21 protein-coding genes and 3 pseudogenes are annotated in these 24018 nt (G+C 61.8%); 11 read left to right on the plus strand and 13 right to left on the minus strand.

Features of this window, described 5'->3' with window-relative positions:
* Nucleotides 1-57: 57 nt before the first annotated feature.
* Nucleotides 58-612 carry a peptidoglycan L,D-endopeptidase MepK gene (gene mepK / locus ACZ1G0_RS07595; RefSeq protein WP_472736388.1) on the minus strand — a complete coding sequence of 185 codons (555 nt, stop codon included), beginning with the start codon at nucleotides 610-612 and terminating at the stop codon, nucleotides 58-60.
* A 277-nt stretch (nucleotides 613-889) separates the two neighbouring features.
* Between mepK and ACZ1G0_RS07600 the strand changes: the two genes are divergently transcribed.
* From ACZ1G0_RS07600 to ACZ1G0_RS07615, 4 genes are all read left to right on the plus strand, one after another.
* Complete coding sequence (locus ACZ1G0_RS07600; protein ID WP_472736389.1) at nucleotides 890-2458, plus strand: L,D-transpeptidase family protein; 1569 nt, start codon at nucleotides 890-892, stop codon at nucleotides 2456-2458.
* A 119-nt stretch (nucleotides 2459-2577) separates the two neighbouring features.
* Complete coding sequence (gene lpxD / locus ACZ1G0_RS07605; RefSeq protein WP_472736390.1) at nucleotides 2578-3660, plus strand: UDP-3-O-(3-hydroxymyristoyl)glucosamine N-acyltransferase; 1083 nt, start codon at nucleotides 2578-2580, stop codon at nucleotides 3658-3660.
* Between the two features lie 59 nt (nucleotides 3661-3719).
* On the plus strand, nucleotides 3720-3986 hold the full coding sequence (locus ACZ1G0_RS07610; RefSeq protein ID WP_472736391.1) for an acyl carrier protein: 267 nt from the start codon (nucleotides 3720-3722) through the stop codon (nucleotides 3984-3986).
* Nucleotides 3983-5191 carry a beta-ketoacyl-[acyl-carrier-protein] synthase family protein gene (locus ACZ1G0_RS07615; protein ID WP_472736392.1) on the plus strand — a complete coding sequence of 403 codons (1209 nt, stop codon included), beginning with the start codon at nucleotides 3983-3985 and terminating at the stop codon, nucleotides 5189-5191. The genes ACZ1G0_RS07610 and ACZ1G0_RS07615 overlap by 4 nt, the downstream gene beginning before the upstream one ends.
* A 48-nt stretch (nucleotides 5192-5239) precedes the next feature.
* Here ACZ1G0_RS07615 and ACZ1G0_RS07620 read toward each other — a convergent pair whose 3' ends face one another.
* Nucleotides 5240-5830: an invasion associated locus B family protein gene (locus tag ACZ1G0_RS07620; RefSeq protein WP_472736393.1), complete on the minus strand. Its 591-nt coding sequence runs from the start codon at nucleotides 5828-5830 to the stop codon at nucleotides 5240-5242.
* Nucleotides 5831-6244: 414 nt separating this feature from the next.
* Here ACZ1G0_RS07620 and ACZ1G0_RS07625 point away from each other — a divergent pair, with 414 nt between their 5' ends.
* Nucleotides 6245-7789 (plus strand): helicase HerA-like domain-containing protein, encoded by a 1545-nt coding sequence (locus ACZ1G0_RS07625; RefSeq protein ID WP_472736394.1) that lies wholly within the window; start codon nucleotides 6245-6247, stop codon nucleotides 7787-7789.
* Nucleotides 7790-7852: 63 nt separating this feature from the next.
* Here ACZ1G0_RS07625 and ACZ1G0_RS07630 read toward each other — a convergent pair whose 3' ends face one another.
* Both ACZ1G0_RS07630 and ACZ1G0_RS07635 read right to left on the minus strand, forming a co-directional pair.
* Entirely contained in the window at nucleotides 7853-8497 is a 645-nt protein-coding gene (locus tag ACZ1G0_RS07630) for a response regulator transcription factor (RefSeq protein ID WP_472736395.1), read from the minus strand.
* A pseudogene (locus ACZ1G0_RS07635) lies at nucleotides 8494-9923 on the minus strand (cache domain-containing protein). The gene ACZ1G0_RS07630 and the pseudogene ACZ1G0_RS07635 overlap by 4 nt, the downstream one beginning before the upstream one ends.
* A 178-nt stretch (nucleotides 9924-10101) precedes the next feature.
* Between ACZ1G0_RS07635 and ACZ1G0_RS07640 the strand changes: the two are divergent.
* From ACZ1G0_RS07640 to ACZ1G0_RS07650, 3 genes and pseudogenes are all read left to right on the plus strand, one after another.
* Nucleotides 10102-11184, plus strand: coding sequence for a TRAP transporter substrate-binding protein (locus ACZ1G0_RS07640; protein WP_472736396.1), 1083 nt, complete (start codon nucleotides 10102-10104; stop codon nucleotides 11182-11184).
* A gap of 173 nt (nucleotides 11185-11357) precedes the next feature.
* Nucleotides 11358-12254 carry a TRAP transporter small permease subunit gene (locus tag ACZ1G0_RS07645; RefSeq protein WP_472736397.1) on the plus strand — a complete coding sequence of 299 codons (897 nt, stop codon included), beginning with the start codon at nucleotides 11358-11360 and terminating at the stop codon, nucleotides 12252-12254.
* 12 nt (nucleotides 12255-12266) lie between these two features.
* Nucleotides 12267-14623 (plus strand): annotated as a pseudogene (locus ACZ1G0_RS07650) (TRAP transporter large permease).
* Between the two features lie 159 nt (nucleotides 14624-14782).
* Here ACZ1G0_RS07650 and ACZ1G0_RS07655 read toward each other — a convergent pair.
* The 4 genes from ACZ1G0_RS07655 to ACZ1G0_RS07670 all read right to left on the minus strand — a co-directional run bounded on the left by ACZ1G0_RS07655 (nucleotide 14783) and on the right by ACZ1G0_RS07670 (nucleotide 16670).
* Nucleotides 14783-15640 carry an arginyltransferase gene (locus ACZ1G0_RS07655; protein ID WP_472736398.1) on the minus strand — a complete coding sequence of 286 codons (858 nt, stop codon included), beginning with the start codon at nucleotides 15638-15640 and terminating at the stop codon, nucleotides 14783-14785.
* Nucleotides 15641-15712: 72 nt separating this feature from the next.
* Nucleotides 15713-16165, minus strand: coding sequence for an RDD family protein (locus tag ACZ1G0_RS07660; RefSeq protein WP_472736399.1), 453 nt, complete (start codon nucleotides 16163-16165; stop codon nucleotides 15713-15715).
* Nucleotides 16166-16233: 68 nt separating this feature from the next.
* On the minus strand, nucleotides 16234-16395 hold the full coding sequence (locus ACZ1G0_RS07665; RefSeq protein WP_472736400.1) for a DUF2852 domain-containing protein: 162 nt from the start codon (nucleotides 16393-16395) through the stop codon (nucleotides 16234-16236).
* Nucleotides 16380-16670 carry a DUF2852 domain-containing protein gene (locus ACZ1G0_RS07670; protein WP_472736401.1) on the minus strand — a complete coding sequence of 97 codons (291 nt, stop codon included), beginning with the start codon at nucleotides 16668-16670 and terminating at the stop codon, nucleotides 16380-16382. Before ACZ1G0_RS07670 ends, ACZ1G0_RS07665 begins: the two co-directional genes overlap by 16 nt.
* A gap of 187 nt (nucleotides 16671-16857) precedes the next feature.
* Here ACZ1G0_RS07670 and ACZ1G0_RS07675 point away from each other — a divergent pair, with 187 nt between their 5' ends.
* The gene (locus ACZ1G0_RS07675) at nucleotides 16858-17283 is read left to right on the plus strand and encodes a hypothetical protein (RefSeq protein ID WP_472736402.1); all 426 of its coding nucleotides are present in this window, start codon (nucleotides 16858-16860) and stop codon (nucleotides 17281-17283) included.
* A 6-nt stretch (nucleotides 17284-17289) separates the two neighbouring features.
* On the opposite strand, the gene ppk2 is transcribed toward ACZ1G0_RS07675, so the two are convergent.
* The 4 genes from ppk2 to ACZ1G0_RS07695 form a co-directional block, all read right to left on the minus strand.
* Nucleotides 17290-18186 carry a polyphosphate kinase 2 gene (gene ppk2 / locus ACZ1G0_RS07680; protein WP_472736403.1) on the minus strand — a complete coding sequence of 299 codons (897 nt, stop codon included), beginning with the start codon at nucleotides 18184-18186 and terminating at the stop codon, nucleotides 17290-17292.
* 68 nt (nucleotides 18187-18254) lie between these two features.
* Nucleotides 18255-18707 carry a hypothetical protein gene (locus tag ACZ1G0_RS07685; protein ID WP_472736404.1) on the minus strand — a complete coding sequence of 151 codons (453 nt, stop codon included), beginning with the start codon at nucleotides 18705-18707 and terminating at the stop codon, nucleotides 18255-18257.
* A gap of 153 nt (nucleotides 18708-18860) precedes the next feature.
* A complete protein-coding gene (locus ACZ1G0_RS07690) occupies nucleotides 18861-19556 on the minus strand; it encodes a dimethylsulfonioproprionate lyase family protein (protein ID WP_472736405.1) in 696 nt (231 codons plus the stop codon).
* Nucleotides 19557-19731: 175 nt separating this feature from the next.
* Complete coding sequence (locus ACZ1G0_RS07695; protein WP_472736406.1) at nucleotides 19732-20262, minus strand: hypothetical protein; 531 nt, start codon at nucleotides 20260-20262, stop codon at nucleotides 19732-19734.
* 156 nt (nucleotides 20263-20418) lie between these two features.
* On the opposite strand from ACZ1G0_RS07695, the pseudogene parE reads away from it, so the two are divergent.
* Nucleotides 20419-22376 (plus strand): annotated as a pseudogene (gene parE, locus ACZ1G0_RS07700) (DNA topoisomerase IV subunit B).
* A 2-nt stretch (nucleotides 22377-22378) separates the two neighbouring features.
* Here parE and ACZ1G0_RS07705 read toward each other — a convergent pair.
* Nucleotides 22379-23263, minus strand: coding sequence for an LAPAL motif-containing putative phage structural protein (locus tag ACZ1G0_RS07705; protein WP_472736407.1), 885 nt, complete (start codon nucleotides 23261-23263; stop codon nucleotides 22379-22381).
* 274 nt (nucleotides 23264-23537) lie between these two features.
* Between ACZ1G0_RS07705 and ACZ1G0_RS07710 the strand changes: the two genes are divergently transcribed.
* Nucleotides 23538-23978, plus strand: coding sequence for a DMT family transporter (locus tag ACZ1G0_RS07710; RefSeq protein WP_472736408.1), 441 nt, complete (start codon nucleotides 23538-23540; stop codon nucleotides 23976-23978).
* The last annotated feature ends 40 nt before the right edge of the window (nucleotides 23979-24018 follow it).

Consider the following 24018-nt stretch of genomic DNA (forward strand, 5'->3'; position numbering starts at 1 on the left):
TGGTAACGAATAAAGGCGCCCGCGGGCGCCTTTTGATAAACTTATTCAGGTTGATCTTTAACCGCGCCACGTGCGGACTTGGCCGCAATCCATATGCACGAAGTTGGATCCGTAGTAGCGACCAACCCCACCGGCAGAACAGGCCTGCGCGGCCTTGGCCACTTGGCTGACCGAACGGCTGTTGAGCCGCAAATCGGCCGCTTTGCCGACCATATGCAACGACTTGCGCGCCACACCACCGGACCGGGACCGCAGCGCATTGTTGGTGGCAGGGGACCGGTAACCGGACAACAAGGTGTAGTGTTCGCTGGTGTCCACCAGACGGTGAACGGCCGCCATGATATCGATTGTGCGGTTGTCGATGGCAATCGCCTCGTTCCGGCGCCAGTCGCGCATGAACCAATTGATCTCTTTGAGCGCGTCACGGACATATTTGCCCTCAACCCAATAGATCATGTCGATTTTCTCGCCCGTGCGTGGGTTTGTTGCCAAAAAGCGACGGATGTCGCCCGATCCGCGCAAAAACCCGGCTGCATTTCCGTATGTCGGTGCTGCCACAACCGCCGTAGCTGCAAACGCCCCCAAGAGGCCTCGCCGTGTAAAATTCATCATCTGTCCACTCGCGCCTTCAATTCCACAACATCCGGTGTTCCGGTTAATATTGTGCCTGTCCCACCCTTCGGTGTGAGATTTATGACACAAATGAAACTCTGCGCAAAGCGACAACTTGTGCCCAAGGCGCAGCCCCGTATGCGGTAAGCAGAAATTTGCCTAGCGAACCGCGTGGGGCAGGTGATATGTCTGTGGATAAACCGGACAGCTTACGATTTTGTGAATGGACCGATGGCAGGGTGCGATGCCACGGTTTGGCCTGACACGGGAGATTGATATGAAAACCATGCTCACCGCAGCCACGGCTGTTTTTCTGGCCCTCTCCAGCCCTTCGGCGGCATTGGTACCTGCCTTTAAGCAGGCGGTGGCGGAGCAGGCGTCAGAGACCGCTGATCTGGCGGCCTTCTATCGCAGTCGCAATTTCGAGCCGATCTGGATGGGCGAGGGCGCGGCCGAGCGGCGCGCGGCCTTCCTGTGGGCGCTGGACACCGCTGCCGATCACGGTTTGCCTGCGGATCGTTACGATCCCGACGACATTCGCGCGGCCTTTGCCGCGGCCACCGACCCGCGCGCTCGCGGCTTGCTAGAGGTGCGCATGTCCGAGATGTTCCTCGCCTATGCCCGGGATATTTCTTCGGGGTTTCTGGATCCTGATGCCGTGGTTGCCGGGATCCACAAGAAGCGACCCACACCCGACACCGCGCAGATGTTCCAAGACTTCGTCGATGGGGATAACCCGCGTGCGATGGTCAAAGCGCTCTGGCCTACATCGCCCATGTACGTCCGGCTCTTGCGTGAAAAGCTGCGCCTGGAGGCGTTGCGCGAACGTGGTGGCTGGGGCGAAGAGGTCCGCGCGGCCTCCGTCAAACCCGGTGCCACGTCAGACGCCGCTGTTCAGTTGCGCAACCGTTTGGTGCGCATGGGTTACATGAAACGCAGCGCCGTGCGCGGCTATGATGCCGCTGTCGAGGCGGCGGTGCGGGACTTTCAGATTGACCACGGTCTGGAGGCGACGGGCAGTGCAGACGCCGCCACCATCCGCGCGATCAACGTCTCGCTTGAGGATCGTCTGGGCCAAATTCTGATCGGGCTGGAACGTCAGCGTTGGATGAACAAACCCCTTGAGGATCGCCATATCCTTGTGAACCTGACCGAATTCCACGCCTACGTGGTGGACCACGGCAAGGTCACCTTCGACACCGTTGTGGTGGTGGGCAAGAACACCGCCGACCGCCGGACGCCCGAGTTCTCGGACACCATGGAATATATGGTGATCAATCCCACGTGGCACGTGCCCCGGTCGATCGCCACCAAGGAATACCTGCCTGCCTTGCAGCGGGGCGGCGCCAACCACCTGCGTCTGTTCCGGGGCGGGCGCGAGGTCAGTCGCAGCGGGATCGACTTCAGCCAATATACCGCACGGACTTTTCCGTTTGACCTGAAACAGCCTCCGTCGCCCAGCAACGCCCTAGGGTTGGTCAAATTCATGTTCCCCAACCAGTGGAACATCTACCTCCATGATACGCCGGCCAAGAATCTGTTTGGCCGGGACGTACGCGCCTACAGCCACGGGTGCGTGCGGGTGGAACGTCCGTTCGAGCTGGCCCATCATCTGTTGGCTCCGCAAGAGGCGGACCCTAAGGGCTTCTTCGATGCGACCCTGCGCACACGGCAGGAAACTTACGTCTATCTGGATGACCCCATCGGGGTGCACCTCGTATACTGGTCCGCGTGGGTCACGCCCACGGGCCGTGTGAACTACCGCGATGACGTCTATGGGCGCGATGCTGCGATGCTGTCGGCCCTGCGCGCAGCCGGGGTCGGGCCGCGTCCGCTGGACAGTTGATCCCTGTCACACTTTGTAACGAGGGCGGCGCGTTTGTGCCGCCCTTTTGCGTTGCGCCGCAGCGTCGGGGTTTTCAGGGCGGGGCCGGTGGATTAAGCGGGGGACAAGGAGACGTCACCATGGCATTTACCATCGCAGAAATCGCAAAGTCCCTCGGCGCCGAGGCAGCGGGCGATCTGTCCCTGACCATCATACGCGCGGCGGAACCGGGTCGCGCGGGACCCGATGATCTGGCGCTGGCGATGTCGCCCGCCTACGGTCCGGCCTTGGCGAACGGGCGGGCACGCGCGGCGGTCTTATGGCCCGGGGCGGCGTGGCAGGATCATGGCCTGGAGGCTGCGATCTTTGTGCCGCGCGCCCGTGTCGCCATGGCGGGGATCACATCGGCACTGGATGCGGGGCCAGAGATTGCCCCGGGCATCCATGCTTCGGCGGTGATTGACCCTTCGGCGCAGGTCGGGGCCGGGGCAGCCATCGGTCCCTTCGTCCACATCGGGCCCCGCGCTCGCATTGGCGCGAACGCCCGTATCGCATCCCACGTAAGCGTGGCCGAGGATGCGGTGATTGGCGACGATGCGCTGCTGTGCCAAGGCGTGCGCATCGGAGCGCGCTGCGTGATCGGGGATCGGTTCATCGCGCAACCGGGGGCGGTGGTGGGTGGCGATGGCTTCAGCTTTGTCACGCCCGAGGAATCCGGGGTGGAGCGGTCCCGCAAATCCCTTGGCGATCAGGGAGAGATCGTGCCGCAATCCTGGACCCGCATCCATTCGCTGGGTGCGGTGCAGATCGGAGACGATGTCGAGATCGGGGCCAACGCCTGCATCGACCGGGGCACTGTGGCCGATACGACCATCGGCCACCGCACCAAGCTCGATAATCTTGTCCACATCGGCCACAACAACAAGGTCGGTGATGATTGCCTGATCTGCGGTCAGGTCGGCATGGCGGGCAGTTCGACCATTGGCAACCGGGTTGTCATGGCGGGCCAATGCGGGGTGAACGACAATATCACCGTGGGCGACGATGTTGTGGCGGGCGGGGCCTCTAAGATCTTTACCAATGTGCCTGCGGGCCGCGTGATCTTGGGCTATCCGGCAGTCAAGATGGACACCCATGTGGAAATCTACAAAGCGCAACGGCGCTTGCCTCGATTGGCGCAACAGGTGGCGGCCCTCAAAAAGGCCGTTTTCAAAGACGACTAGACACCCTATCTGATGCGCAAGGGGCGGTGATGCGCCGCCCAACAGAAGGTGAACCGCCCATGACACAAACCATCCAAGACCAAGTCATTGCGATCATCGCAGAGCAGGCCCTGTTGGAACCCGGGGACGTGGCCCTGACCTCGACGCTGGAGGATTTGGGCATCGACAGCCTTGGGTTGGTCGAAAGCATCTTCGCCATCGAAGAGGCCTTCGATATCCAAGTGCCCTTCAACGCCAATGAGCCCGAGAAAAGCGACTTCGACATCTCGTCGGTCGCGGCCATCGTGGCGGCGGTGGACAAACTGATCGCGGATCAAAAAGGGTGAACCGCGTCGTCATCACCGGGGCAGGCACGATCAACGCCTTGGGCGCGGATGTGCCCGCCACGTGGGAGGCGATGAAGGCCGGGCGCTGCGGCATCGGCCCCTTGGACATCCGTGACGTGGACCGCTTGTCGATCAAGATCGGCGGGCAGGTGCAGGGCTATGACGACGCGGCCCATTTCAATCGGCAGCAGATCGCGCTTTACGACCGCTACACCCAGTTTGCCTTGCTGGCCGCGCGCGAGGCCATCGCGCAATCCGGCCTGACGTTTACGGGGGATCTGTCGGCGCAATGTGGCGTGATCCTTGGCACATCGGGCGGGGGGCTCACGACCCAGGACGACAACTACCGCGCCGTGTATGAAGAGGGCAAAAACCGCGTCCATCCCTTTGTGGTGCCCAAACTGATGAACAACGCTGCCGCCAGCCACATCTCGATGGAATTCAACCTCAAGGGGCCGTCCTTTACCGTGGCCACCGCCTGTGCCTCCTCCAACCACGCGATGGGGCAGGCGTTTCACTTCGTGCGCTCTGGCATCTCCAAGGTGATGGTGACGGGCGGGTCGGAATCCATGTTGTGCTTTGGCGGGGTCAAAGCGTGGGAGGGGTTGCGTGTGATGTCAAAGGACGCTTGCCGCCCCTTCAGCGCCAACCGCAACGGCATGGTGCAGGGCGAGGGGGCGGGGGTCTTTGTGTTCGAAGACTACGATCACGCCCGCGCCCGCGGGGCGGAGATTTTGGCCGAGGTGATCGGGACTGCCATGACCTCCGACGCGTCCGACATCGTGATGCCCTCCAAACAGGGGGCGGAACGGGCCATCCTTGGGGCCATGCAGGATGCGCGGATCAACCCTGGTCAGGTTGGGTATATCAACGCCCATGGCACGGGCACGGCGGCCAATGACAAGACGGAATGTGCCGCCGTGGCAGGCGCGCTTGGGGCCCATGCGGATCGGGTGATGATCAGTTCGACGAAATCCATGCACGGCCACCTGATCGGCGGCACCGGCGCGGTAGAGCTTTTGGCCTGCATCATGGCCCTGCGCGAGGGCGTGATCGCGCCCACCATCAACTACGACGAGGCGGACCCGGAGTGTGCCTTGGACGTGGTGCCGAACGAAGCGCGGGATGCACAGGTCGATGTCGTCCTGTCCAACGCTTTTGCCTTTGGCGGCATGAACGCCGTGCTGGCCCTGTCCAAGGTCTGAACGCAAAACGGGCCCCACAGGGCCCGTCGTGTCGCAGATGACTTTGTTCTACTCAGCGGGCGTGATCGCCTGCATACCGGCGGTGAAACCGGACAGCGACAACGTCAGCTCTACGTCTGTTTCCGGTGCCGCCACAGGACGCACCTTGATCAGGCCGGCCGCGCCTGCCCGAAACTGCGCCATCTCTTCGGCGGTAAAGCCCATGCGGCTATAACAGCCTTGCTGGTCACAGTGTGAAAACGGGTAGATCCGCTCGTTCCCGCCATCCACACTGACACGCACATTTGCGGTCAACAGGGTCAGCAACGGCGTGACGACCGTCGCACCCCCCGCCACCTGTCCGCCACCGGGCACGGAGAAAAAGTTGATGTCCGCCGTGGGATTGCCGTCCGCATCGTTCAAGCGCTGGAACAGCTGGCAGGGATCGGGTTGATCCTCGGGCGTCACGATGCAGCGCACCTGAAAGTCGCCGTGGTTCTCTTTGACGTACAAGTCCCCCACTTGTGGGCCAGTGGGTTGGCCCAGAGGCAAATCCGCCCCCGGTGTCGCGGCGGTGTCGTCGGTGGCCTCTTGCGCTGTGGCCGGAACAGCCAAGGTGGTCAGAACAGCAGCGGCGAGAATGGCAAGGCGATTGCGCATCGTGGATAAATCCTTCGTCTAAAGTCATGGGGTGGATATCATGCAGCATCAGGGCTGTCAGGGCCAAATCATCGCTGATCGGCAAACCTTTGCCACATCCGCCAAGCCCTGAGACCAAACGCAAAAAAGGGCCCGTGAGCAGGCCCTTTTTCAGTTTGTTTTTCTCTCCCTGTCGGACTGGCCGACATTCATTACCGAAACGCTATGACGTTCGGTTGCAGGCGTCAACAGGCCAATTTCGGAAAAACAGAACTATCGGTGAAGGACGCTCCGGCGACAAAAAAAGCCGTGCCACAAGGGCACGGCCAGTCGACAGGGAGGAATGTCTGACACCGTCACCATCTGGTTTCGCGTAGACAACCTCATCTATGACAGACAAAGGTTAACAAGACGCAAACACGTAGGAGTTCGGTGATGGGCAGTGACAGCATTTTTGTCGGGGGCGGCGGCGCGGGCTATGGCGATGCGCAAACCATGCTGCTGAAATACGCCAACCGCCATGGCTTGATCGCCGGAGCCACGGGTACGGGCAAAACCGTCACGCTGCAGATCTTGGCCGAAAGCTTTTCATCCCAGGGCGTGCCTGTTTTCATGGCCGATGTCAAAGGCGACCTCGCCGGGCTGGCCAAGGCGGGTTCGCCGGATTTCAAACTGCACAAGCCCTTCACCGACCGCGCGGCCACCATCGGCCTCACCGACTATGCCTACAGCGCCTTTCCCGTGACCTTCTGGGACCTGTTCGGTACCGAAGGGCACCCGGTGCGCACCACCGTGTCGGACATGGGGCCGTTGCTGATCGCCCGCTTGCTAGAGCTGTCCGAGGCGCAGGAGGGCGTGCTGAACATCGCCTTCCGCCTCGCCGATGAAGAGGGCATGGCCCTGCTGGACCTTAAGGACCTGCAAGCGTTGCTGGTCTTTGTAGGCCAACAGCGGGCGGAACTTGGCCTGCGCTACGGCAACATTTCCACCGCCAGCGTGGGCGCCATCCAGCGCCGCCTTCTGGTCCTTGAAGGGCAGGGCGGCGATCGGCTGTTCGGGGAACCGGCCCTGGACCTGTCCGATATCCTGCGCACGGACGCCGATGGCCGCGGCCGCATCTCGATCCTTGCGGGCGCGCGGCTGATGCAATCCCCGCGCCTGTACGCGACGTTCCTGCTGTGGCTTCTGTCAGAACTTTTCGAAACCCTGCCCGAGGTGGGCGATCCGGACAAACCCAAGCTGGTCTTCTTCTTTGACGAGGCGCACCTGCTGTTCGACGACGCCCCCAAGGCCTTGGTGGACAAGGTCGAACAGGTCGCCCGTCTGATCCGGTCCAAGGGGGTCGGCGTCTATTTCGTCACCCAGAACCCCGAAGACGTGCCCGAAGATATCCTTGGGCAGTTAGGCAACCGCGTCCAGCACGCCCTGCGCGCCTTCACGGCCAAGGATCAACAGGCCCTGCGCCGGGCGGCCCAGAACTATCGCGAAAACCCCCGCTTTGACACCGAGGACGCGATCCGAGAGGTCGGCGTGGGCGAGGCTGTGACCTCCTTGCTGGAGGCCAAGGGCATCCCCGGGGTAGCCGAACGCACACTGATCCGCCCGCCGTCCTCGCAACTGGGGCCGATCACCGCCAGTGAACGGGCAGGTATCATCGCGGCCTCCCCCGTGGCGGGCAAATATGAGGCGCAGGTCGACCGCGACAGCGCCTTTGAAATCCTGCAGCGCCGCGCCGAACAGGCGGCGGCTCAGGCGCAAGAGGCAGAGGAAGCCGAAGCGGAGGCCCCGCCCATGGAACGGGAATTTCGTGCCGCGCGCCGCTATTCCGGTGCCAAGGTCGCCCGCAGCACCGCCAAACGCAAATCCCGCAGCGACAGCGTGGGCCAGGTCTTTATGAAGTCCATGGCGCGCCAATTGGGATCACGGGCAGGGCGCAACCTCGTGCGCGGCGTCTTGGGGGGCCTGTTCAAAGGGCGCTGACACCTGATTAGTCATCTATGGTGGTGCAAAGCGCCTACAAGGCATCGCGTGCGGCGCAGCCGCTCATCTTGACAGCAGCGCGCCTGTGCCCTGAAGGACGCCGTGTTCCATGGCGTAGCGGGTCAGCCCGGCAGTGCTGGAGATCCCCAACTTGCGCTTGATGTTCTTGCGGTGGGTTTCCACGGTGCGCACGGAAATGTCCAAGGCCCCCGCCACGTCCTTGTTCGACTTGCCTTGGGCCAGTTGCAGCAGGATCGTCTGTTCCCGCGAAGTGAGCTGTTCGGCCCCCTCCGACGGGGCCAAAGACCCTTCGGCCCCGGGGCACAGGTACTGCTCGCCTGCCAGCACCATGTCGATGGCACGGCGGATTTCCTCGGTGGGCACGTCCTTCAGGATATAGCCCTTTGCCCCGTGGGACAGGGCGGTGTTGATGTACTCGGGCGTGTCATGCATGGACAGGATCAGGACATTCAGATCCGGGTTCTGTTCCAGCAAGATTTCTGTGGCCGACAACCCGTTCACCTGCGGCATATTCAGGTCGAGCAGGATCACATCGGGGGCCAGCGTTTGCGCCTGGTTGATGATCTCTTGCCCGTTGCTGAGGGTGCCGACCACGTCAATATCGTCATAGGTTTCCAGAATGGCGCGGATGCCATCGGCCACCATGGGGTGATCGTCCACGATGACGACTCGGATCGTTTGGGTCATAGGGCAGTTCCTTGTGGCAGGCTGTTGGCTTGGCCGTCGCGGGCGTCCGGGGTCAAAAGGTGGGTTAGGGGGACATCGGCCTCGATCACGGTGCCGCCCGCGGGCGGGGTGCTGACACGCAAGGTGCCGTCCAGCTGTTCCACCCGCTCTGCCATGTTGCGCAGGCCAAGTCCAATGCGGTGGCGTGTGTGGTTCAGTCCCCGGCCATCATCGGCCACGCGCAGGGTGGCGCCATTGCGGTGGCCGAACAGGCGGATCTCCACGTGGGAGGCCTCTGCGTGGCGTTCGATGTTGGTCAGGGCCTCTTGGGCAATGCGGTAGAGGCTGGTCTTGGCCTCGATGTCCAGACGGTTGCGGAAGACGACCGTATGAAAGGCCACCGACACGCCCGTGCGGCGCTGGAAGTCCTCGGCAAGCGCCTTGAGGGCCGGACCCAGCCCCAGATCGTCCAAAACGCCGGGGCGCAGGTCGCGGCTGATCCGGCGCACCTCGCCGATGGCCTCTTGCAGCCCGCCGATGCTTTCGTCCACGGCATCGGCTGCGCGCGCATCGCCCTTGGCGGCGAACCGTTTGGCCAGCTCCAGCTTGTACCGGATCCCGACCAGAATCTGGCTGATCGAATCGTGCAACTCGCGGGCGACACGACCGCGCTCTTCCTCTTGGGTGTCGAACACGCGCTGTGTCAGCGCCTTCAACTTGGCATCCGCCAGCCGCCGCTCACGCACGTTGATCACCAGACCGGACACGAACACCAGCAGCAGGGCCGCTCCCGTGATGATCCCGATAGACAGGAAGGTGCGCTGCACCCGGGCTTCGGTCTCGGCCCGGGCACTGGCGACCGAGGCCAGCACATCGTCGATAAAAACCCCCGTGCCAATGGCCCACCGCCAGTCCTGCAGGCCGATGACATAGGTGATCATCGTCGCCGTCTCGCCGGTCGAAGGCTTTTCCCACGCATAGGTGTGATAGCCCCCCCGGACCGGGCGCGCGCGATCAATTCATCGGTGACCGGCACACCGTTCACATCCGTCATACCCGCCCAGTTGCGCCCGATCAAAGAGGTCTGGCGCGGGGACACCAGATTGTCGCCATCATATTCATAAACAAAGAAAAAACCGTCCTGACCATAGATCATGGCGGACAGGATCTGCGTCACCCGCAGTTTGGCCAGCGCGTCATCAGGGGCGGCGTTGCCATAGATCGTGACAAAGGCCGTGCGCGCAAGGCTGAGGTAGTTCTTCAACTCCTCTTTCTTGGTCTCGATCAGGGTCCGCTCCAGACTTGCGATCTCCTGCTCGGCCATGCGGCTGGATTGCTCCGTGACCAAGACGGCGATCGCGCTGGCCGCAAGGATCAGGGGCAGGGTCGCCAGGGCGAACAGCTTTTGCCCATAGGTCAGGCGCGGTTTCAGGCGGGTCAGGGGCATGATCTGTCCAATGGTCTGCCCCCGGCTTAAGAAAATTTGCAGCCGAGGCCAAGAATTTTCCACAAAGACCCCTCTCTACGGGTTTTCGGGTATTCCATCCCCGCAACCCGGGGGGTAGCGTCGCGCCACACCACGTCCCGAGGGGGGCGTGGCCTATATCCTATTGGGAGGATTTCTTATGGACCGTCGTTCGTTTCTGAAAACGTCCGCACTCGGTGGCTCTGCCGCCGCCGCTGCAACCCTTGCAGCCCCCGCCTATGCACAAGGCAAGCGCACCCTGACCATGGTCACCACCTGGGGCCGCGGCCTTGCCGGTGTGCATGACAGCGCGCAGCGCGTGGCCGACAGCATCACCGCCATGACCGATGGTGACCTGACCATCGACCTGAAAGCCGCAGGCGAGCTGGTCGGCGCGTTCGAGGTCTTCGACGCTGTCACCTCTGGCCAGGCCGATATGTACCACGGGGCCGACTACTACTTTGTGGGTCAGCACCCCGCATACGCCTTCTTCACCGCTGTGCCCTTCGGCATGACCGCGCAGGAACTGGCCAACTGGTACTACCACGGCGAGGGCATGGCCCTGCATGACGAGCTGGGTCAGATCTTTGGTCTGAAATCCTTCCTTGGCGGCAACACCGGCGCACAAGCCGGCGGCTGGTATCGTCAGGAAATCAACGGCCCCGAGGACTTCAACGGTCTGAAATTCCGTATGCCCGGTCTGGGCGGCAAAGCCCTGGGCAAACTGGGCGCATCGGTGCAGAACCTGCCCGGCTCCGAAGTGTACCAGGCGCTGGCCTCCGGTGCCATCGACGGCACCGAGTGGATCGGTCCGTGGGCCGACGAGAAAGCCGGTTTCCAAGAGATCACCAAGACCTACTACACCGCAGGCTTCCACGAGCCGGGCGCGGGTCTTTCCGTGGCCACCAACCGGGACGTGTTTGAAGGCCTGTCGCCTGCGCACCAGAAGGTCATCGAGATCGCATCCGCCGAAGCGCACCAGTGGAACCTGGCGCAATTCCTCGCCAACAACGGCACCGCGCTGCAACGTCTGCAGTCGTCCGGCGTGCAGGTCCGCACCTTCCCCGACAGCGTCTGGGATGCCTTCGGCCAAGCCTCCAAAGAGGTGCACGAAGAGAACATGGGCGATGACATCTACAAGCGCGTCCATGACAGCGTGATGTCCTCCATGGCGGCGTCCTCCAGCTGGATCGAAGCGGCCGAGGGCACCTACCGCGCCCAACGCGACCGCGTTCTGGGATAACGACCCGGTAGGGTGGGACTTGTCCCACAGCTCCTGTCGGGGGTGGCGGGATAAATCCCGCCCTACGATCACAGCCCGCCCCTGCGCCATTCGCGCCTTGGGGGCGGGTATGCCGCACACAGACATGCCGGAACAGGCATGCGTGTGGCCTGACTATTTAGGGGGATGCTGCGATGCTCGACGCGCTGCTATGGGTCGTTACCAATATCGGTATGGCCTTCGTCAACTTTTTCACCGCCATCACGAACCCCGCCGCTTGGCTGGACTGGTCCCAGAAAGAGGCGCTGATGCGCTTCGTCTACTACGGTGGTTCGGTCGAGTTCTTCTTTGTGGTCTTCACAGCCTTCCTTTTGGTCACGGGCATCGGCATGTGGAAGCGCCAGTTCCTTTGGAACATGGTGCGCGGGTGCGAGGGGATCACCAACACCATTGGCCGTATCGCCGCCTGGGCGGGCCTGCTCATGGTGCTGCAACAGATCCTGATCGTGTTCCTGCAGCGAATCTTCCGTGTCTCCGAGATCTCTGTCGGCCCCTTTGGCACCGTCTTCACCCGCGACCTGTCGTGGTATTCCGAAGAGCTGAAGCTCTACAACGCCATGATCGTCTGCCTGTGCGTAGGCTACACCTTTGTGCAGGGCGGCCATGTGCGTGTGGATCTGGTCTATGGCGGGGTCAAGCACCGCACCAAGCGGATCATCGACATGGTGGGCAGCATCCTGTTCATGATGCCTGCGATCACCCTGACCTACATGTACGCTTGGTATTTCATGTGGCGGCACCTGATCACGCCCAAGCCCTCCGCCTCCGACAGTCTGGACCGGCTGATGGCCAAGTCCCGCGCCCTGCGTTGGAACGTGGAAACCATCGGGTTCAGCCCCAACGGATTTGACGCCTACTTCCTGTTTAAGATCCTGATCGTGTGCTTCTGCGTGCTGGTGTGGTTGCAGGCGATGACCTTCTTCTGGCGCTCCTACCTCGAATTCCGCGAAGGCGAGGCCTCCGCCGGAAAGTATCTCGACAAAGACCCCCTCGGTGATGACCTCGCCGAGAAGGTGGCAGAAATTCACTAAGGGGACGATGCAATGATTTTCGGTATGGATGGGGTCGAGGTCGGCCTGCTCATCGTGTTCCTGTGCCTGTTCTCGGGCATCATGACGGGGTTCCCCGTGGCCTTTGCCATTGGCGGGGCGGCCGTGATCTCTTTCGGGATCATCGCTGCGCTGGACAGCGCGGGCCTGTTGATCCACCAGGCCATCGACACAGGCTCTGCGGAATATGCGGCCCTGATCGCCGAGGGCACGGCGCGCGAGGCCATCAGCATCTTCCGCTACCCCGAATTGCCCCGGGTCGAAGAGGCGCTGTTCCCCGCGGGATGGGAAACCGCCATGGACCGTAACCTGTCGTTCATCGTGAACCGGATGAATGAAAAGGTGATTGCGGGTGCCTCGATCGAGACGTTGCTGGCAGTGCTGATGTTCGTGATGATGGGCATCACTCTGGAACGCTCCAAGATTGCAAACGACCTGCTGACCACGATGGCGCGCGTGTTCGGCCCTCTGCCGGGCGGTCTGGCCGTGTCCATCGTGATCGTGGGGGCCTTTCTCGCGGCCTCTACGGGTATCGTGGGGGCGACCGTTGTGACCATGGGTCTGCTGGCCCTGCCCACCATGTTGCGCAACGGCTATTCGCCGGAGCTGTCTACAGGGGTGATCGCCGCCTCTGGCACCTTGGGGCAGATCATCCCGCCCTCCATCGTGATCGTTCTGCTGGGCACGCTGGCGGGGGATTTGTATTCCACCGCTCAAGAAAAGACTGCCCAGACCTTGGGCTGTTCGGATGCGTTGACCTATCTGGGCGAACCGGCTGTGGTCTCCGTGGGCACCCTGTTCCAAGCGGCCCTGTTGCCCGGTATCCTGCTGGCGTTCCTCTATGGGGCCTATGCCTTTGGCTTTGCCCTGCTGAACCCGTCCAAGGCCCCGCCGGTACAATTTGACGATGATGGCGGCTCCGTGATCACCAAGGGCGACGCCTACACATGGTTCCTAGGCGCGCCCGTGGCGCTGATCATCGGAGCGGTTTTGCTGGGTCAGGTGGGCCTGATCGGGTCGCAAACCATCAACGTCGGTTCGTTCAGCCAGGCCGGTGAAACCGCATCCCTGCGCACCAACGTCTCGCCCCAGTGTCAGGCGGCCATGATCGAACGCCACGGCCAAGACGCATGGGACCAAGCCGTGGCCGAGCAGGCGGAGATCGACGCCGCCGGCGGGGCGGAACTGGCCCGCGAGTTGACTGAGGACGAGATCGTCGCCCTCAAGGCCCAGGCCGTCACGGAGGCGGCCCCCATTGGCACCGGCATTGCCGTGCTGTTCATCGGGCTGGCCTTGGTCCTGACCACGGCGCGGGGGATCAACCCCTTGGCCGATGCACGGCCCCTGATCGTGGGGGGCTGGGTGTTGCGCTGGCCTTCGTGCTGGACATCGCACTTATCGGGCCGCTGACCTCCTCCGGCTCCACGTTTGTGCTGATGGCGATCCCCATGGCGCTGGTGGGCTATGGATGCTGGCACGCCTTTGGGCGGTTGGCCCAGAACGACTTGCTGCGCGTGGTCTTTCCGCCGCTGGTCCTGATCGTGGCGGTGCTGGGGTCCATCCTTGGCGGCATCACCAACCCGACACCCGCCGCCGCCCTTGGGGCCGGGGGGGCGATCATGCTGGCCGCCTACCGCAAGCTGAAGGAAGAGGATGGCCCGGCCAAACTGATCCTGATGGCCAGCTTTGCCATCGTGGTGATGATCCTGTTCGGCATCAACTTTGACCTGCGGGTGGGCATCAGCTCCACCACCTTTGCGGACACGGTCGCCCGCGTCATCGCCCAAGCCGCCTACCACGGTGCCTTCCTGGGCCTGCTGTTCGCCTGCTGGGTCCTGTTCCGCACGGGTGTGCTGACGCCGGTGGTGCGCGAGACGGCCAAGGTCACCTCCATGGTGTTCACAATCCTGATCGGGTCGCAACTGCTGAACCTCGTGGTGATTTCTTTCGGGGGCGAGCACTACATCCAGGATTTCCTGCGCAGCTTCGACAACGAGTTGAAGGTGTTCCTGATCGTGATGCTGGTGCTGTTCATCCTGGGCTTCGTGCTGGATTTTCTGGAGATCATCTACATCGTGATCCCCATCGTGGGCCCCGTGATCTATGGCGGCACGATGGACCCCAAATGGGTGACGATCATGATCGCGGTGAACCTGCAAACCAGCTTCCTGACGCCGCCCTTCGGGTTCGCGCTGTTCTACCTGCGCGGCGTTGCGCCCAAGGAGGTGACGACAGGCCACATCTATCGCGGGGTGATCCCCTTTGTGATCATCCAGTTGTGCGGTCTGGGCCTGCTGTTCATGTTCCCCGGTGTGGTCAGTATCATCCCCGACCTTCTGCCCCACAACTAAATTGAAAAGGCGTCCCCATGGGGACGCCTTTGCTTTTCTGGCTGGTGCCCCTTGCGCGGGTGTGCCCGGGCAATGACGCGCGCACCTGTTGAGAGGGCACGCCGACGGTGCCCCCTGGTGCCACCAAAACATGGAATGCGGCGCAGCCGCGCCTTTGGGTCAGACCTCGCGGATGGGCCCGCCCCTTGCACCTGTGCGCGGGCTGACGTCGGGCAGGGTGATCTGGGCCACCTGCTCTGCGATGGGGTCCACGGACAGGGGGTGCATTTCGGACGTGTGATCCTCGGGCGAACCGATATCCTGCCATTGGCCGTTCTTGTAGATCTCCAGCCCGCTGAAGTTTGCCTTGTAGCCCATCTTGGGCGAGCCGGGCACCCAATAGCCCAGGTAGACATAGGGCAGGCCTGCCTCTCGTGCGATCTGGATATGGTCGAGAATGATATGCGTGCCCAGGGACCGGGCCGCCTGGTCCGGATGGTAGAACGAATAGACCATGGACAGCCCATCGCCCAGCACGTCTGTCAGGCAGACCGCTTGCAGCTGGCTGCGCGCCTCGGACGGGTCGGACCAGTATTCCACCACGCGGCTGCGGATCGGGGTTTCCTCGATCATCGCGGCGAATTCAAAGATATCCATATCCGCCATGCCGCCGTCGGCGTGGCGCGCGTCGAGGTAGGTACGGAACAGTTCGTACTGGTCTTCGGTGACCCAGGGGCTCATGGCTTCGCGGCGCAGGTCCGCGTTGCGGTTGCTGCACTTGCGTTGCGTGCGCGTGGGTTTGAAATCCGCCACCCGGATCCGCGCGGACAGGCAGGCGTTGCAGTCCGAACAAGACGGCCGATACAGCACGTTCTGGCTGCGGCGAAAGCCTTGCTGGCTGAGCGTGTCGTTCAACTGGCCCGCGTGCTCCCCTTGCAAGGCCGTGAACAGCTTGCGTTCCTTGCGACCCTCCAGGTAGGGGCAGGGCTGCGGCGCGGTCACATAGAACTGCGGCGTAAGGGGAAGCGAGTGGCGCATAACGGTCCAGACAGCTGATTTGGGCAAAGCGTAGCACCGCTCTGCCCCGGCCTCAAAGGGTTTGTGCGCCCGTTATCGGGGTCGGTTAATCGCAGCCGATCCCATAACCAGATCATGCAGCCCCTGACCCCGCCCGCCAAAGATCATCAGCGCCCAAGAGGCGATCATGGGCAGGAAGAACGCCACGGACACAAGGTACAGGATCGTATGCAGCGCCGCTTGGGCACCGTCGAAGCGGTGGCCTTGGGCGTTGCGCAGCTCCACCCCTACGGCGCGCATGCCAAAGGTGGCCGAACCCGCCGCAATCGTCGCGATCCGGTAGACCAGCGAGACCGTGAAGAACACCGGCACGAACAAAAAGAACCCGATGCCAAAGGTCATGATGCAAAACCCCACCGTCAGCACCGTGATCAAAACGCTGTCCAGCACAAAGGCGACGGCGCGTTTGAGGGCTGTGCCCTCGTAGAACTCGGGCTGAAAGGCCGGGTCGGGCAGGGCAGAGAGGGGCTGGCGGTCGGTGTACATCGCGTCCTCGGGCTGTTTGAGGGGATATGGGGCAGAGGGCCCGCAATTGCGAGCCCCCCGGAAAGGGATTAGGCGTCTTGATCCGCGTCTGCCTTGGCGTCACGCTCTTTGGCGGCGGATTTGGCACGGTCGTCCATGAATTGGTCAAACTCGGCCTTGTCCTTGGCCTCGCGCAGGCGCTGCATGAACTCTTCAAAGGCGTGTTGTTCGTCTTCTAGGCGGCGCAGCATGTCGGCGCGGTAGGCGTCAAAAGCGCTGTTCCCGCTGGAGGCGAAGCCGAGGGGGCTGCCTTTGTCGCGCGGCGACCGCCCCACATGGACCATTTCCCCTTGATCGTCATGTAGGCCACGAAGGCCAGCCCAAGCGGCGGAAACACGATGAAACCGGCGACCATGCCCGCGATCCAAGCGCCGGAGCCGTAGGAGTCCAACCACGCCTCGGTGCGGGCGAACCAGCCCATGCGCGGGGCGGAGTGGGGGGCGGGTGTGGATGCAAGGGTGTTCATGGGTCTCTCCTGTGAGTGTGTATGTGAATGTCTTTCACATCACCTAGATGGGGCATGTTAATCTGATTAACAAGGGGTGATCTGAAAAAAGTTAAAAGCTTTCACATCCCTAAGAATGCCTCGCCATATTTTGGCCTAGAATCGCCTTTAACCACGGTGACAAAAGAGTTGATCCGAAAGGTGCGCCATGTTCAGAGAGTTTATCGTCAGCACCGAGGGTGCGGTCACCGTCGATTGGGTCGTTTTGACCGCTGCCCTTGTTGGCCTTGGGCTCGCCGTGATGGGCGTCGTTTCCGACGGGGTGGAGGATTTGGCCAACGACATCAACCTCACTTTGACCTCGGTGAATGTGACGGATGGAACGCTGAACCCCACAGACCCCAATGACCCCAACTACGTGGCCTGCGGCAACGTCTCGACCGAGGATAAGGACAAGATCACATCCGAGATCTCAACATGGGCGGAAAACCGGGAACGTTCCAGCCTTGACGACACCTTGTTGGACTATCAGGTCTCTCGAGCGTCCTACGAGGAAAGCGGCAACACTTACTCCATGTATCACGTCCAGTGCAAAATCGACACTTTGTCGACCCTTATCGCAAGCCTCGAATAGACGGGATCAAGACCGCAGGCCCGTTGAAAGAGCTGTGTCGGCGGCATGGACCACATGGCTGGCGTGGCCCACGATCAGCGGGTCCGGCGCGCCCACGATGGCGGCATCCTTGCCCGGGTAGTCCAGACTGGCCAGAAAGTGTTTCATACAGTTCAGGCGCGCGCGTTTCTTGTCGTTGGACTTGATGATCGTCCAAGGCGCGTCTGCGGTGTCGGTGTAGAAGAACATCGCTTCCTTCGCCTCGGTGTAGGCATCCCATTTGCCGAGGGAGGCCTTGTCGATGGGCGACAGTTTCCATTGTTTCAACGGATCATGGGCGCGGCTTTCAAAGCGGCGGGCCTGTTCTTTCCGGGTCACCGAGAACCAGTATTTATACAGACGAATGCCGGAGCGGGTCAGCATCCGCTCGAACTCCGGCGTCTGGCGCATGAATTCGAGATATTCGGCAGGGGTGCAGAACCCCATCACCCGTTCGACGCCCGCGCGGTTATACCAACTGCGGTCGTACAAAGCGATCTCACCCGCCGTGGGCAGGTGGGTGACATAGCGCTGGTAGTACCACTGGCCCCGTTCGGCATCCGTGGGCTTGTTCAGGGCCACGACCCGGGCGGCCCGCGGGTTCAGGTGTTCGGTGAAACGCTTGATCGTGCCGCCCTTGCCGGCGGCGTCGCGTCCCTCGAACAGCATGACGAATTTTTGGCCCGTCTCTTGTGCCCACAGCTGGACCTTCAACAGCTCTGCCTGCAACTGGGCCTTTTCGGCCTCATAGGCCTTGGCGGCCATTTTGCGGGCGTAGGGGTAGGTGCCGGTCTCGAAGGCTTCGCGGATCCGGTCCGCACTGACGGTGGGGAATTGGCCAGTGCTGTCGAGGGATGGGGCGTCGAGGGGGGCGGCACGTGTCATGGGGGCTCCTGCTTTGGGTGCCCTGAACTTGGCACACCGTCGCGCCGCGCGCTTTGATGCACGTCAAATCACTGCCGCGCCAACCATTCCTGGTACAATTCATCCAACGCTTGGGGGCTGGCGCTGCCCTCGGGCAGGGTCAGACCGCGCGCCGTGGCAACGTCAAAGGTGGCGGCGTAATCGTCCAGCCATTCCGCCATCTTGGTGTCGTCCTTGGTCAGGTGACTGTCAAACTCCGTCGCCGCCTGCGTCATCCACAACAGCAACACGCTATCGGGCACCCCGGCTTGGGTTTCCATGAACTGTGCGTAGCGGCCTGTGTAGTCGGGATAGACCCACTCGGCCATGAGCGCCGTCTTGAAAATCTTGTCACCGTCCATTTCTGCGGTCATGCGGCCCAGATGGTCCTGCATGGTGACGCCGACCGCCGCGACTGTGGCCAGCGCGAGCCCTGTGGCCAGGGCCGTGATCATGACCCAATCCACGGTTACTGCGCCGGTTTCGTCGGAATGGAATGTCATGGCCTGCCTTTCGGGGTTGCATCAGATGCCCCCAATCACCCGCGAACCATGACACAGATGTGGCAACCTTGTGCCCTTGGCGTGGATCATATCCGAAAAACTCGGGTATCTTTTGCTTGACCTTGCCGCCGGAAACCCGGCTACCCCGAGTCGCTATTTCGCCAGCTTGGGCCGCGAGAAATCCATCTTCTGGCCCGCCAAGGCCTCTGGGGTGCCGCACCACGCATAGGCCAGAAGGGCAGGCTCCTGCGTGCCCACGGTGATCCGGTGCAGATGTTCGGGCGGGTTGAAGATCATCGACCCCGGCGCATAGACGCCCTGATGGTTCTCGGACACCGCCCCCGACAGACAGATATAGCTTTCGGTGATCCCCTTGTGAGCATGGGCGGGATAGGTGCAGCCCGGCGCGAACAGGACCAGCCCGAGGATGATTTGATCCGTAACGATCGGCCCGCGCGGCCCGGCCAGTTCCGCGTAGCCATAGCTGCGCGCAAGGCCCCGGGGCACCTTTTCGTAGCCGTACTGCCACGACAGACTGTGCGCGATCCGCTCCACCGTGCGCACCACGGGGGCCAAGCGTTCCTGCCGCCCCTCATCCAGTGCGCGGCCCAGATGGGCAGTGACGGGCAGGGTGGCTGCGGCTTGGGGGGCAACCTCGGGGTTGGCCTTTTGCGTCCGACTGATCGCCTCGCGCGCCGTGCGCAGGTGCCCGCGAATACGGTCCGACCCGCCCGAGGGCATGTGGCGATACAGCTCGTAGAACTCCATCAACAAGTAGCGCCAATCGGGCGCATCGCGCAGATGCTGCGGGGCAGGGGGCAAGGCCTGAGGCGGGGTGGGGTCGAACATGGCACGGGCCTCCGTCAAGATGCACCTGCCAGTTGACCCGCATCCCCAAGGGCGTCAAGTCCTCCCACCTTCAAATGTCAAACATTTGTTGGAGGGGGCCGTGCGCGCCAAGGGGTCTTCACTTTCACAATCGCCACCTCGCAGCGGAAGGCAGCGACGGTGTTACCCGCTCGGTTTAGCGTTGCGGTTGGTTGATATCCCAGTCGTTCTCAGAGATGTCGCCGTTCTGGATCGCAGTGTTGTAGGCCTTTAAGAAGAGGGCGGTTGCCTCTTCCCCTGTAAGGGTCCCTTCGGGAATGGTGTGACCGCGCGCTTGTGCAATCTCATACAGAGCGACATAGCTGTCCACTTCCTCCGCAATCGCTTCAAAGTCCGGCTCGGCGCCGTCAAGGTTCGCAATCGACGTATTTGCGAAAAATAGGAATGCGTCGTTGAACCCTTCTGTTTTGTAATAGTCGGCATTGGCCAAAGTGCCTTGGTAATCGTTGCCCGTCGAAACGGGGATATGGACATACGGACCATATCGGAAATTTGTCGTTATGATATGATCTGTCGCAAGCTGGTCGTGGACGTCTTTGCTGACATCCTCAACCCCGCCGCTGACCACCGACATGGTCGCAAGGCCCAGACCTACAAGGGCGGCGGTCAGGACCACCCAGTCCACGGTGAAGGCACCGTCTTCTGCGTTCAAAAAATGCTCTGTCATGTCTCATCATCCGTTCTCAGCGGTACTGGAACCGTGACCGCGCACCGTGGCGAATTTTTGGCATAAGATGGATCATTCTTTGGCGCGGGATAAGACTTTCGCGCCCCCCACATCGGCCATACTGCAGGCAATCAACAACAAGCAGCAGTGTGTCCCATGTCCGATGATCTCCTCTCCGGGGCGACCCCCGAAACCTATGACGCCTCCTCCATCGAAGTGTTGGAGGGGTTGGAGCCCGTGCGCAAACGCCCCGGCATGTATATTGGCGGCACCGATGAGCGGGCCTTGCACCATATGGTGGCCGAGGTGCTGGACAACTCCATGGACGAGGCCGTGGCAGGTCACGCCAACCGGATCGAGGTGGAACTGCACGCCGATCACTCCATCACCATCCGCGACAACGGGCGCGGCATCCCCACGGACCCGCATCCCAAGTTTCCCGACAAATCTGCGCTGGAGGTGATCCTGTGCACCCTGCACGCGGGCGGCAAGTTTTCCGGCAAGGCCTACCAGACCTCGGGCGGGTTGCACGGGGTCGGGGCCTCGGTCGTGAACGCCCTGTCCGACAGCATGGTCGTCCAGGTCGCGCGGGACCGCAAACTGGTGGAGCAGCGGTTCTCGCGCGGGCTGCCCCTCGGCCCGGTGACGGATGTGGGCGCGGCCCCCAACCGGCGCGGCACCACCGTCACCTTTCACGCGGACCCCGAGATCTTTGGCGCGCACCGGTTCAAACCCGCCCGCCTGTTCAAATCCATCCGCTCCAAGGCCTATCTGTTCAGCGGCGTCGAGATCCGCTGGAAGTCCGAGATCGATGATGGCGAAACCCCGACCGAGGCCACCTTCCACTTCCCGGGGGGCCTGTCGGACTACCTGTTCGAAACCCTTGGCAAATCCACCACCTACGCCGATCAGGCCTTTGCGGGCACGGTGGAGTTCGCCGAAAAGTTCAACGCCCCTGGCAAGGTGGAATGGGCGATCAACTGGACGCCGTCGCGCGATGGCTTCATCCAGTCCTATTGCAACACCGTGCCCACGCCCGAGGGCGGCACCCACGTGACCGGGTTCTGGGCCGCGATCCTGAAGGGGATCAAGGCCTACGGCGAGCTGGCCAACAACAAAAAGGCCGCCCAGATCACCCGCGACGATCTAGTGTCGGGGGGCTGCGCGCTGGTGTCGTGCTTCATCGCGGACCCGGCCTTCGTGGGCCAGACCAAGGACCGCCTGTCCACCGAGGTCGCCCAGAAATACGTCGAGGCCGCCGTGCGCGACCGCTTCGACATGTGGCTGGCGGCGGACCCGAAATCCGCAGGCGCGATCCTTGATTTCCTGGTCCTGCGCGCCGAGGAACGCCTGCGCCGCAAACAGGAAAAGGAAACCGCCCGCAAATCCGCCACCAAACGCCTGCGCCTGCCGGGCAAGCTGGTCGATTGCAGCCAATCCGCCCGTGACGGCACGGAACTGTTCATCGTCGAGGGCGACAGCGCGGGCGGCTCCGCCAAGATGGCCCGGGACCGCAAGACCCAGGCCCTCCTGCCCCTGCGCGGCAAGATCCTGAACGTGCTGGGGGCCGCGAGCAGCAAACTGGGCAGCAACGCCGAAATCTCGGACCTGACTCAAGCCCTTGGCACGGGCCTCGGCACGCGCTTCAACCTCGATGACCTGCGCTACGACAAGATCATCATCATGACCGATGCGGATGTGGACGGTGCCCACATCGCGTCCCTGCTGATGACCTTCTTCTTCACCCAGATGCGCCCGATGATCGACGCGGGCCACCTGTACCTGGCCTGTCCCCCCTGTTCCGCCTGACCCAGGGTGCCCGCCGGGTCTATTGCCTGGACGAGGCCGAACGCGACCTGCATCTGGAAAAGGGTCTAGGGGGCAAAGGTAAAATAGACGTTAGCCGATTTAAGGGTCTGGGCGAGATGGACGCGAAGGACCTCAAAGACACCACCATGAACCCCGCCACCCGCAAACTGATCCGCGTGACCGTGGACGAGGACATGCCGGGGGAGACGGGGGATCTGGTCGAGCGCCTGATGGGCAAGAAACCCGAGAAACGGTTTGAATACATCCAACAGAACGCGCGATTTGTGGAGGAGTTGGATGTTTGAGTTTAGCCTTGGCCTGGATGCAAGTCGTGAACCACAGTCACTTCAACCTCATCGTTGATCCAAACACCGCTATCTTCTTCGAACTTTTGGATGATTGTGAGATCTGCTTCTAGTTCGTCGCCACGGCCGAATGTGTATTTTCGCTTCTTTACGTCCTCATAGAAGCTCTTGTCCTTAACCACACAAGACACTTTGCGACCATGGTAGACAAATTCCCATTTGCGGTTCGGGTCTCCGAAAAGCACCTTGAAAATTTGAATCCGCTGACGCTCTTCTATAATTGTTCGGGTCTCGCGAGTGTCTTCGATTTCAAGTGCTGCTTGTTCAATTCTTGCAAAGTCGACACGCGGGATATTAAAAATTGGCTTTGGGTCGGTTGGGTCCCCGCCTTCTAGCTTTAGCGCCGTAACTTTTGAAACGCTGTCTAGTTTTTTGAACATACTCGAGATGCTCTTGTTTACTCGGTCTTTTGATCGGAGTTCTTTAGCTAGCTTTATGTCTTCTTTTGAGATCAAGTATGTCTCACCATCGCGAGTGAAAACAACATGTTCTGGGAATTCATATTTCTCAAATCCCGGGTCCGAGAGTAGTGAAAGGATCATGGTTGCCATAATGCTACCGGCTGCACCAACCTTTAGATCGCGAAATAGAGAAGGTGCACCGTCTCGGACCTTTTGGAAGACAGTTTTAAAACTACCATTTTTAAAAGCGAGAACATGAAGTTCAAAGTCGTCAAGCCCTACTTCTGCAGCCAATGTTTCATAGGCATCTGCGAAATTTGAAAGGACTTGTGCTAAATCCTTGGCCGGAACACTATTCAGCTTACCCGCAAGTGTCAGGGTCAGCACATCGGGTTCTTCGAAATTTCTTAAGTCAATTTCATTCATGATTATGAGGCTCTAGGAATTGTTAGAGAAACGCAATGGCGAGGGCGCAACTCCCGGCGCACAAACGCCATGCCCGACCTCCCCCGGGAGGGCATAGTGTTGAAGCGCCTCAACCCGCGTAACCGATCCTCTGCTCAGAATCTCCTGCGCCTAGCACACTCTCCTCCCGGGCTCGGGCATGACACTTGCGCGGCACCGTCTTGTAGGGCGGGACTTGTCCCGCCGCCCCGCCCGGGCGAAGGTGGAATAAATCCCACCCTACGGACGCCCGCCCATGCCCCAGCACGCCGCCCTCATGCTCGCCGCAGGCATCGGCATCCCGGTCCTTGCGGCCCTGAACGCAGCCCTCGGTCGGCACATGGGCGCGCCTGCGGCCGCCAGCGTGATCCTCTTTGCCGTGGCGGCCCTTACAGCCGCCGCCGTGATGATCCTCACCAAACAAACCCAATCACTCACCTTGACCGCGCCCAGGCACCTCTACCTCGCGGGCGCGCTGATTGCCTTCTATGTTCTGTCGATCACATGGGTGGCACCGACCTTTGGGGTCGGCAATGCGGTGTTCTTCGTGCTGTTGGGGCAACTCATCTCCGCCGCCGTCATTGACCACTTAGGCCTCTTCGGTGCGGCGCAAACCGCGCTGTCACCCTTGCGGGCGACGGGCATCGCGGTGATGGTCTTGGGCGTGGCCCTGACCCAATTCGCGGGCAAAGGTTAACGCAGGCGCCCAGACCCGTTTCGGGGTGGGTTTCGGGGGT

This window comes from Thalassobacter sp. HA4-2 (genome assembly GCF_055693705.1).

Excerpts from the sequence above, each read along its gene's own strand:
- mepK (WP_472736388.1), bottom strand. The coding sequence starts at position 612 with ATGATGAATTTTACACGGCGAGGCCTCTTGGGGGCGTTTGCAGCTACG.
- ACZ1G0_RS07600 (WP_472736389.1), top strand. The coding sequence starts at position 890 with ATGAAAACCATGCTCACCGCAGCCACGGCTGTTTTTCTGGCCCTCTCC.
- lpxD (WP_472736390.1), top strand. The coding sequence starts at position 2,578 with ATGGCATTTACCATCGCAGAAATCGCAAAGTCCCTCGGCGCCGAGGCA.
- ACZ1G0_RS07610 (WP_472736391.1), top strand. The coding sequence starts at position 3,720 with ATGACACAAACCATCCAAGACCAAGTCATTGCGATCATCGCAGAGCAG.
- ACZ1G0_RS07620 (WP_472736393.1), bottom strand. The coding sequence starts at position 5,830 with ATGCGCAATCGCCTTGCCATTCTCGCCGCTGCTGTTCTGACCACCTTG.
- ACZ1G0_RS07625 (WP_472736394.1), top strand. The coding sequence starts at position 6,245 with ATGGGCAGTGACAGCATTTTTGTCGGGGGCGGCGGCGCGGGCTATGGC.
- ACZ1G0_RS07630 (WP_472736395.1), bottom strand. The coding sequence starts at position 8,497 with ATGACCCAAACGATCCGAGTCGTCATCGTGGACGATCACCCCATGGTG.
- ACZ1G0_RS07640 (WP_472736396.1), top strand. The coding sequence starts at position 10,102 with ATGGACCGTCGTTCGTTTCTGAAAACGTCCGCACTCGGTGGCTCTGCC.
- ACZ1G0_RS07645 (WP_472736397.1), top strand. The coding sequence starts at position 11,358 with ATGCTCGACGCGCTGCTATGGGTCGTTACCAATATCGGTATGGCCTTC.
- ACZ1G0_RS07655 (WP_472736398.1), bottom strand. The coding sequence starts at position 15,640 with ATGCGCCACTCGCTTCCCCTTACGCCGCAGTTCTATGTGACCGCGCCG.
- ACZ1G0_RS07660 (WP_472736399.1), bottom strand. The coding sequence starts at position 16,165 with ATGTACACCGACCGCCAGCCCCTCTCTGCCCTGCCCGACCCGGCCTTT.
- ACZ1G0_RS07665 (WP_472736400.1), bottom strand. The coding sequence starts at position 16,395 with ATGCTGCGCCGCCTAGAAGACGAACAACACGCCTTTGAAGAGTTCATG.
- ACZ1G0_RS07670 (WP_472736401.1), bottom strand. The coding sequence starts at position 16,670 with ATGAACACCCTTGCATCCACACCCGCCCCCCACTCCGCCCCGCGCATG.
- ACZ1G0_RS07675 (WP_472736402.1), top strand. The coding sequence starts at position 16,858 with ATGTTCAGAGAGTTTATCGTCAGCACCGAGGGTGCGGTCACCGTCGAT.
- ppk2 (WP_472736403.1), bottom strand. The coding sequence starts at position 18,186 with ATGACACGTGCCGCCCCCCTCGACGCCCCATCCCTCGACAGCACTGGC.
- ACZ1G0_RS07685 (WP_472736404.1), bottom strand. The coding sequence starts at position 18,707 with ATGACATTCCATTCCGACGAAACCGGCGCAGTAACCGTGGATTGGGTC.
- ACZ1G0_RS07690 (WP_472736405.1), bottom strand. The coding sequence starts at position 19,556 with ATGTTCGACCCCACCCCGCCTCAGGCCTTGCCCCCTGCCCCGCAGCAT.
- ACZ1G0_RS07695 (WP_472736406.1), bottom strand. The coding sequence starts at position 20,262 with ATGACAGAGCATTTTTTGAACGCAGAAGACGGTGCCTTCACCGTGGAC.
- ACZ1G0_RS07705 (WP_472736407.1), bottom strand. The coding sequence starts at position 23,263 with ATGAATGAAATTGACTTAAGAAATTTCGAAGAACCCGATGTGCTGACC.
- ACZ1G0_RS07710 (WP_472736408.1), top strand. The coding sequence starts at position 23,538 with ATGCCCCAGCACGCCGCCCTCATGCTCGCCGCAGGCATCGGCATCCCG.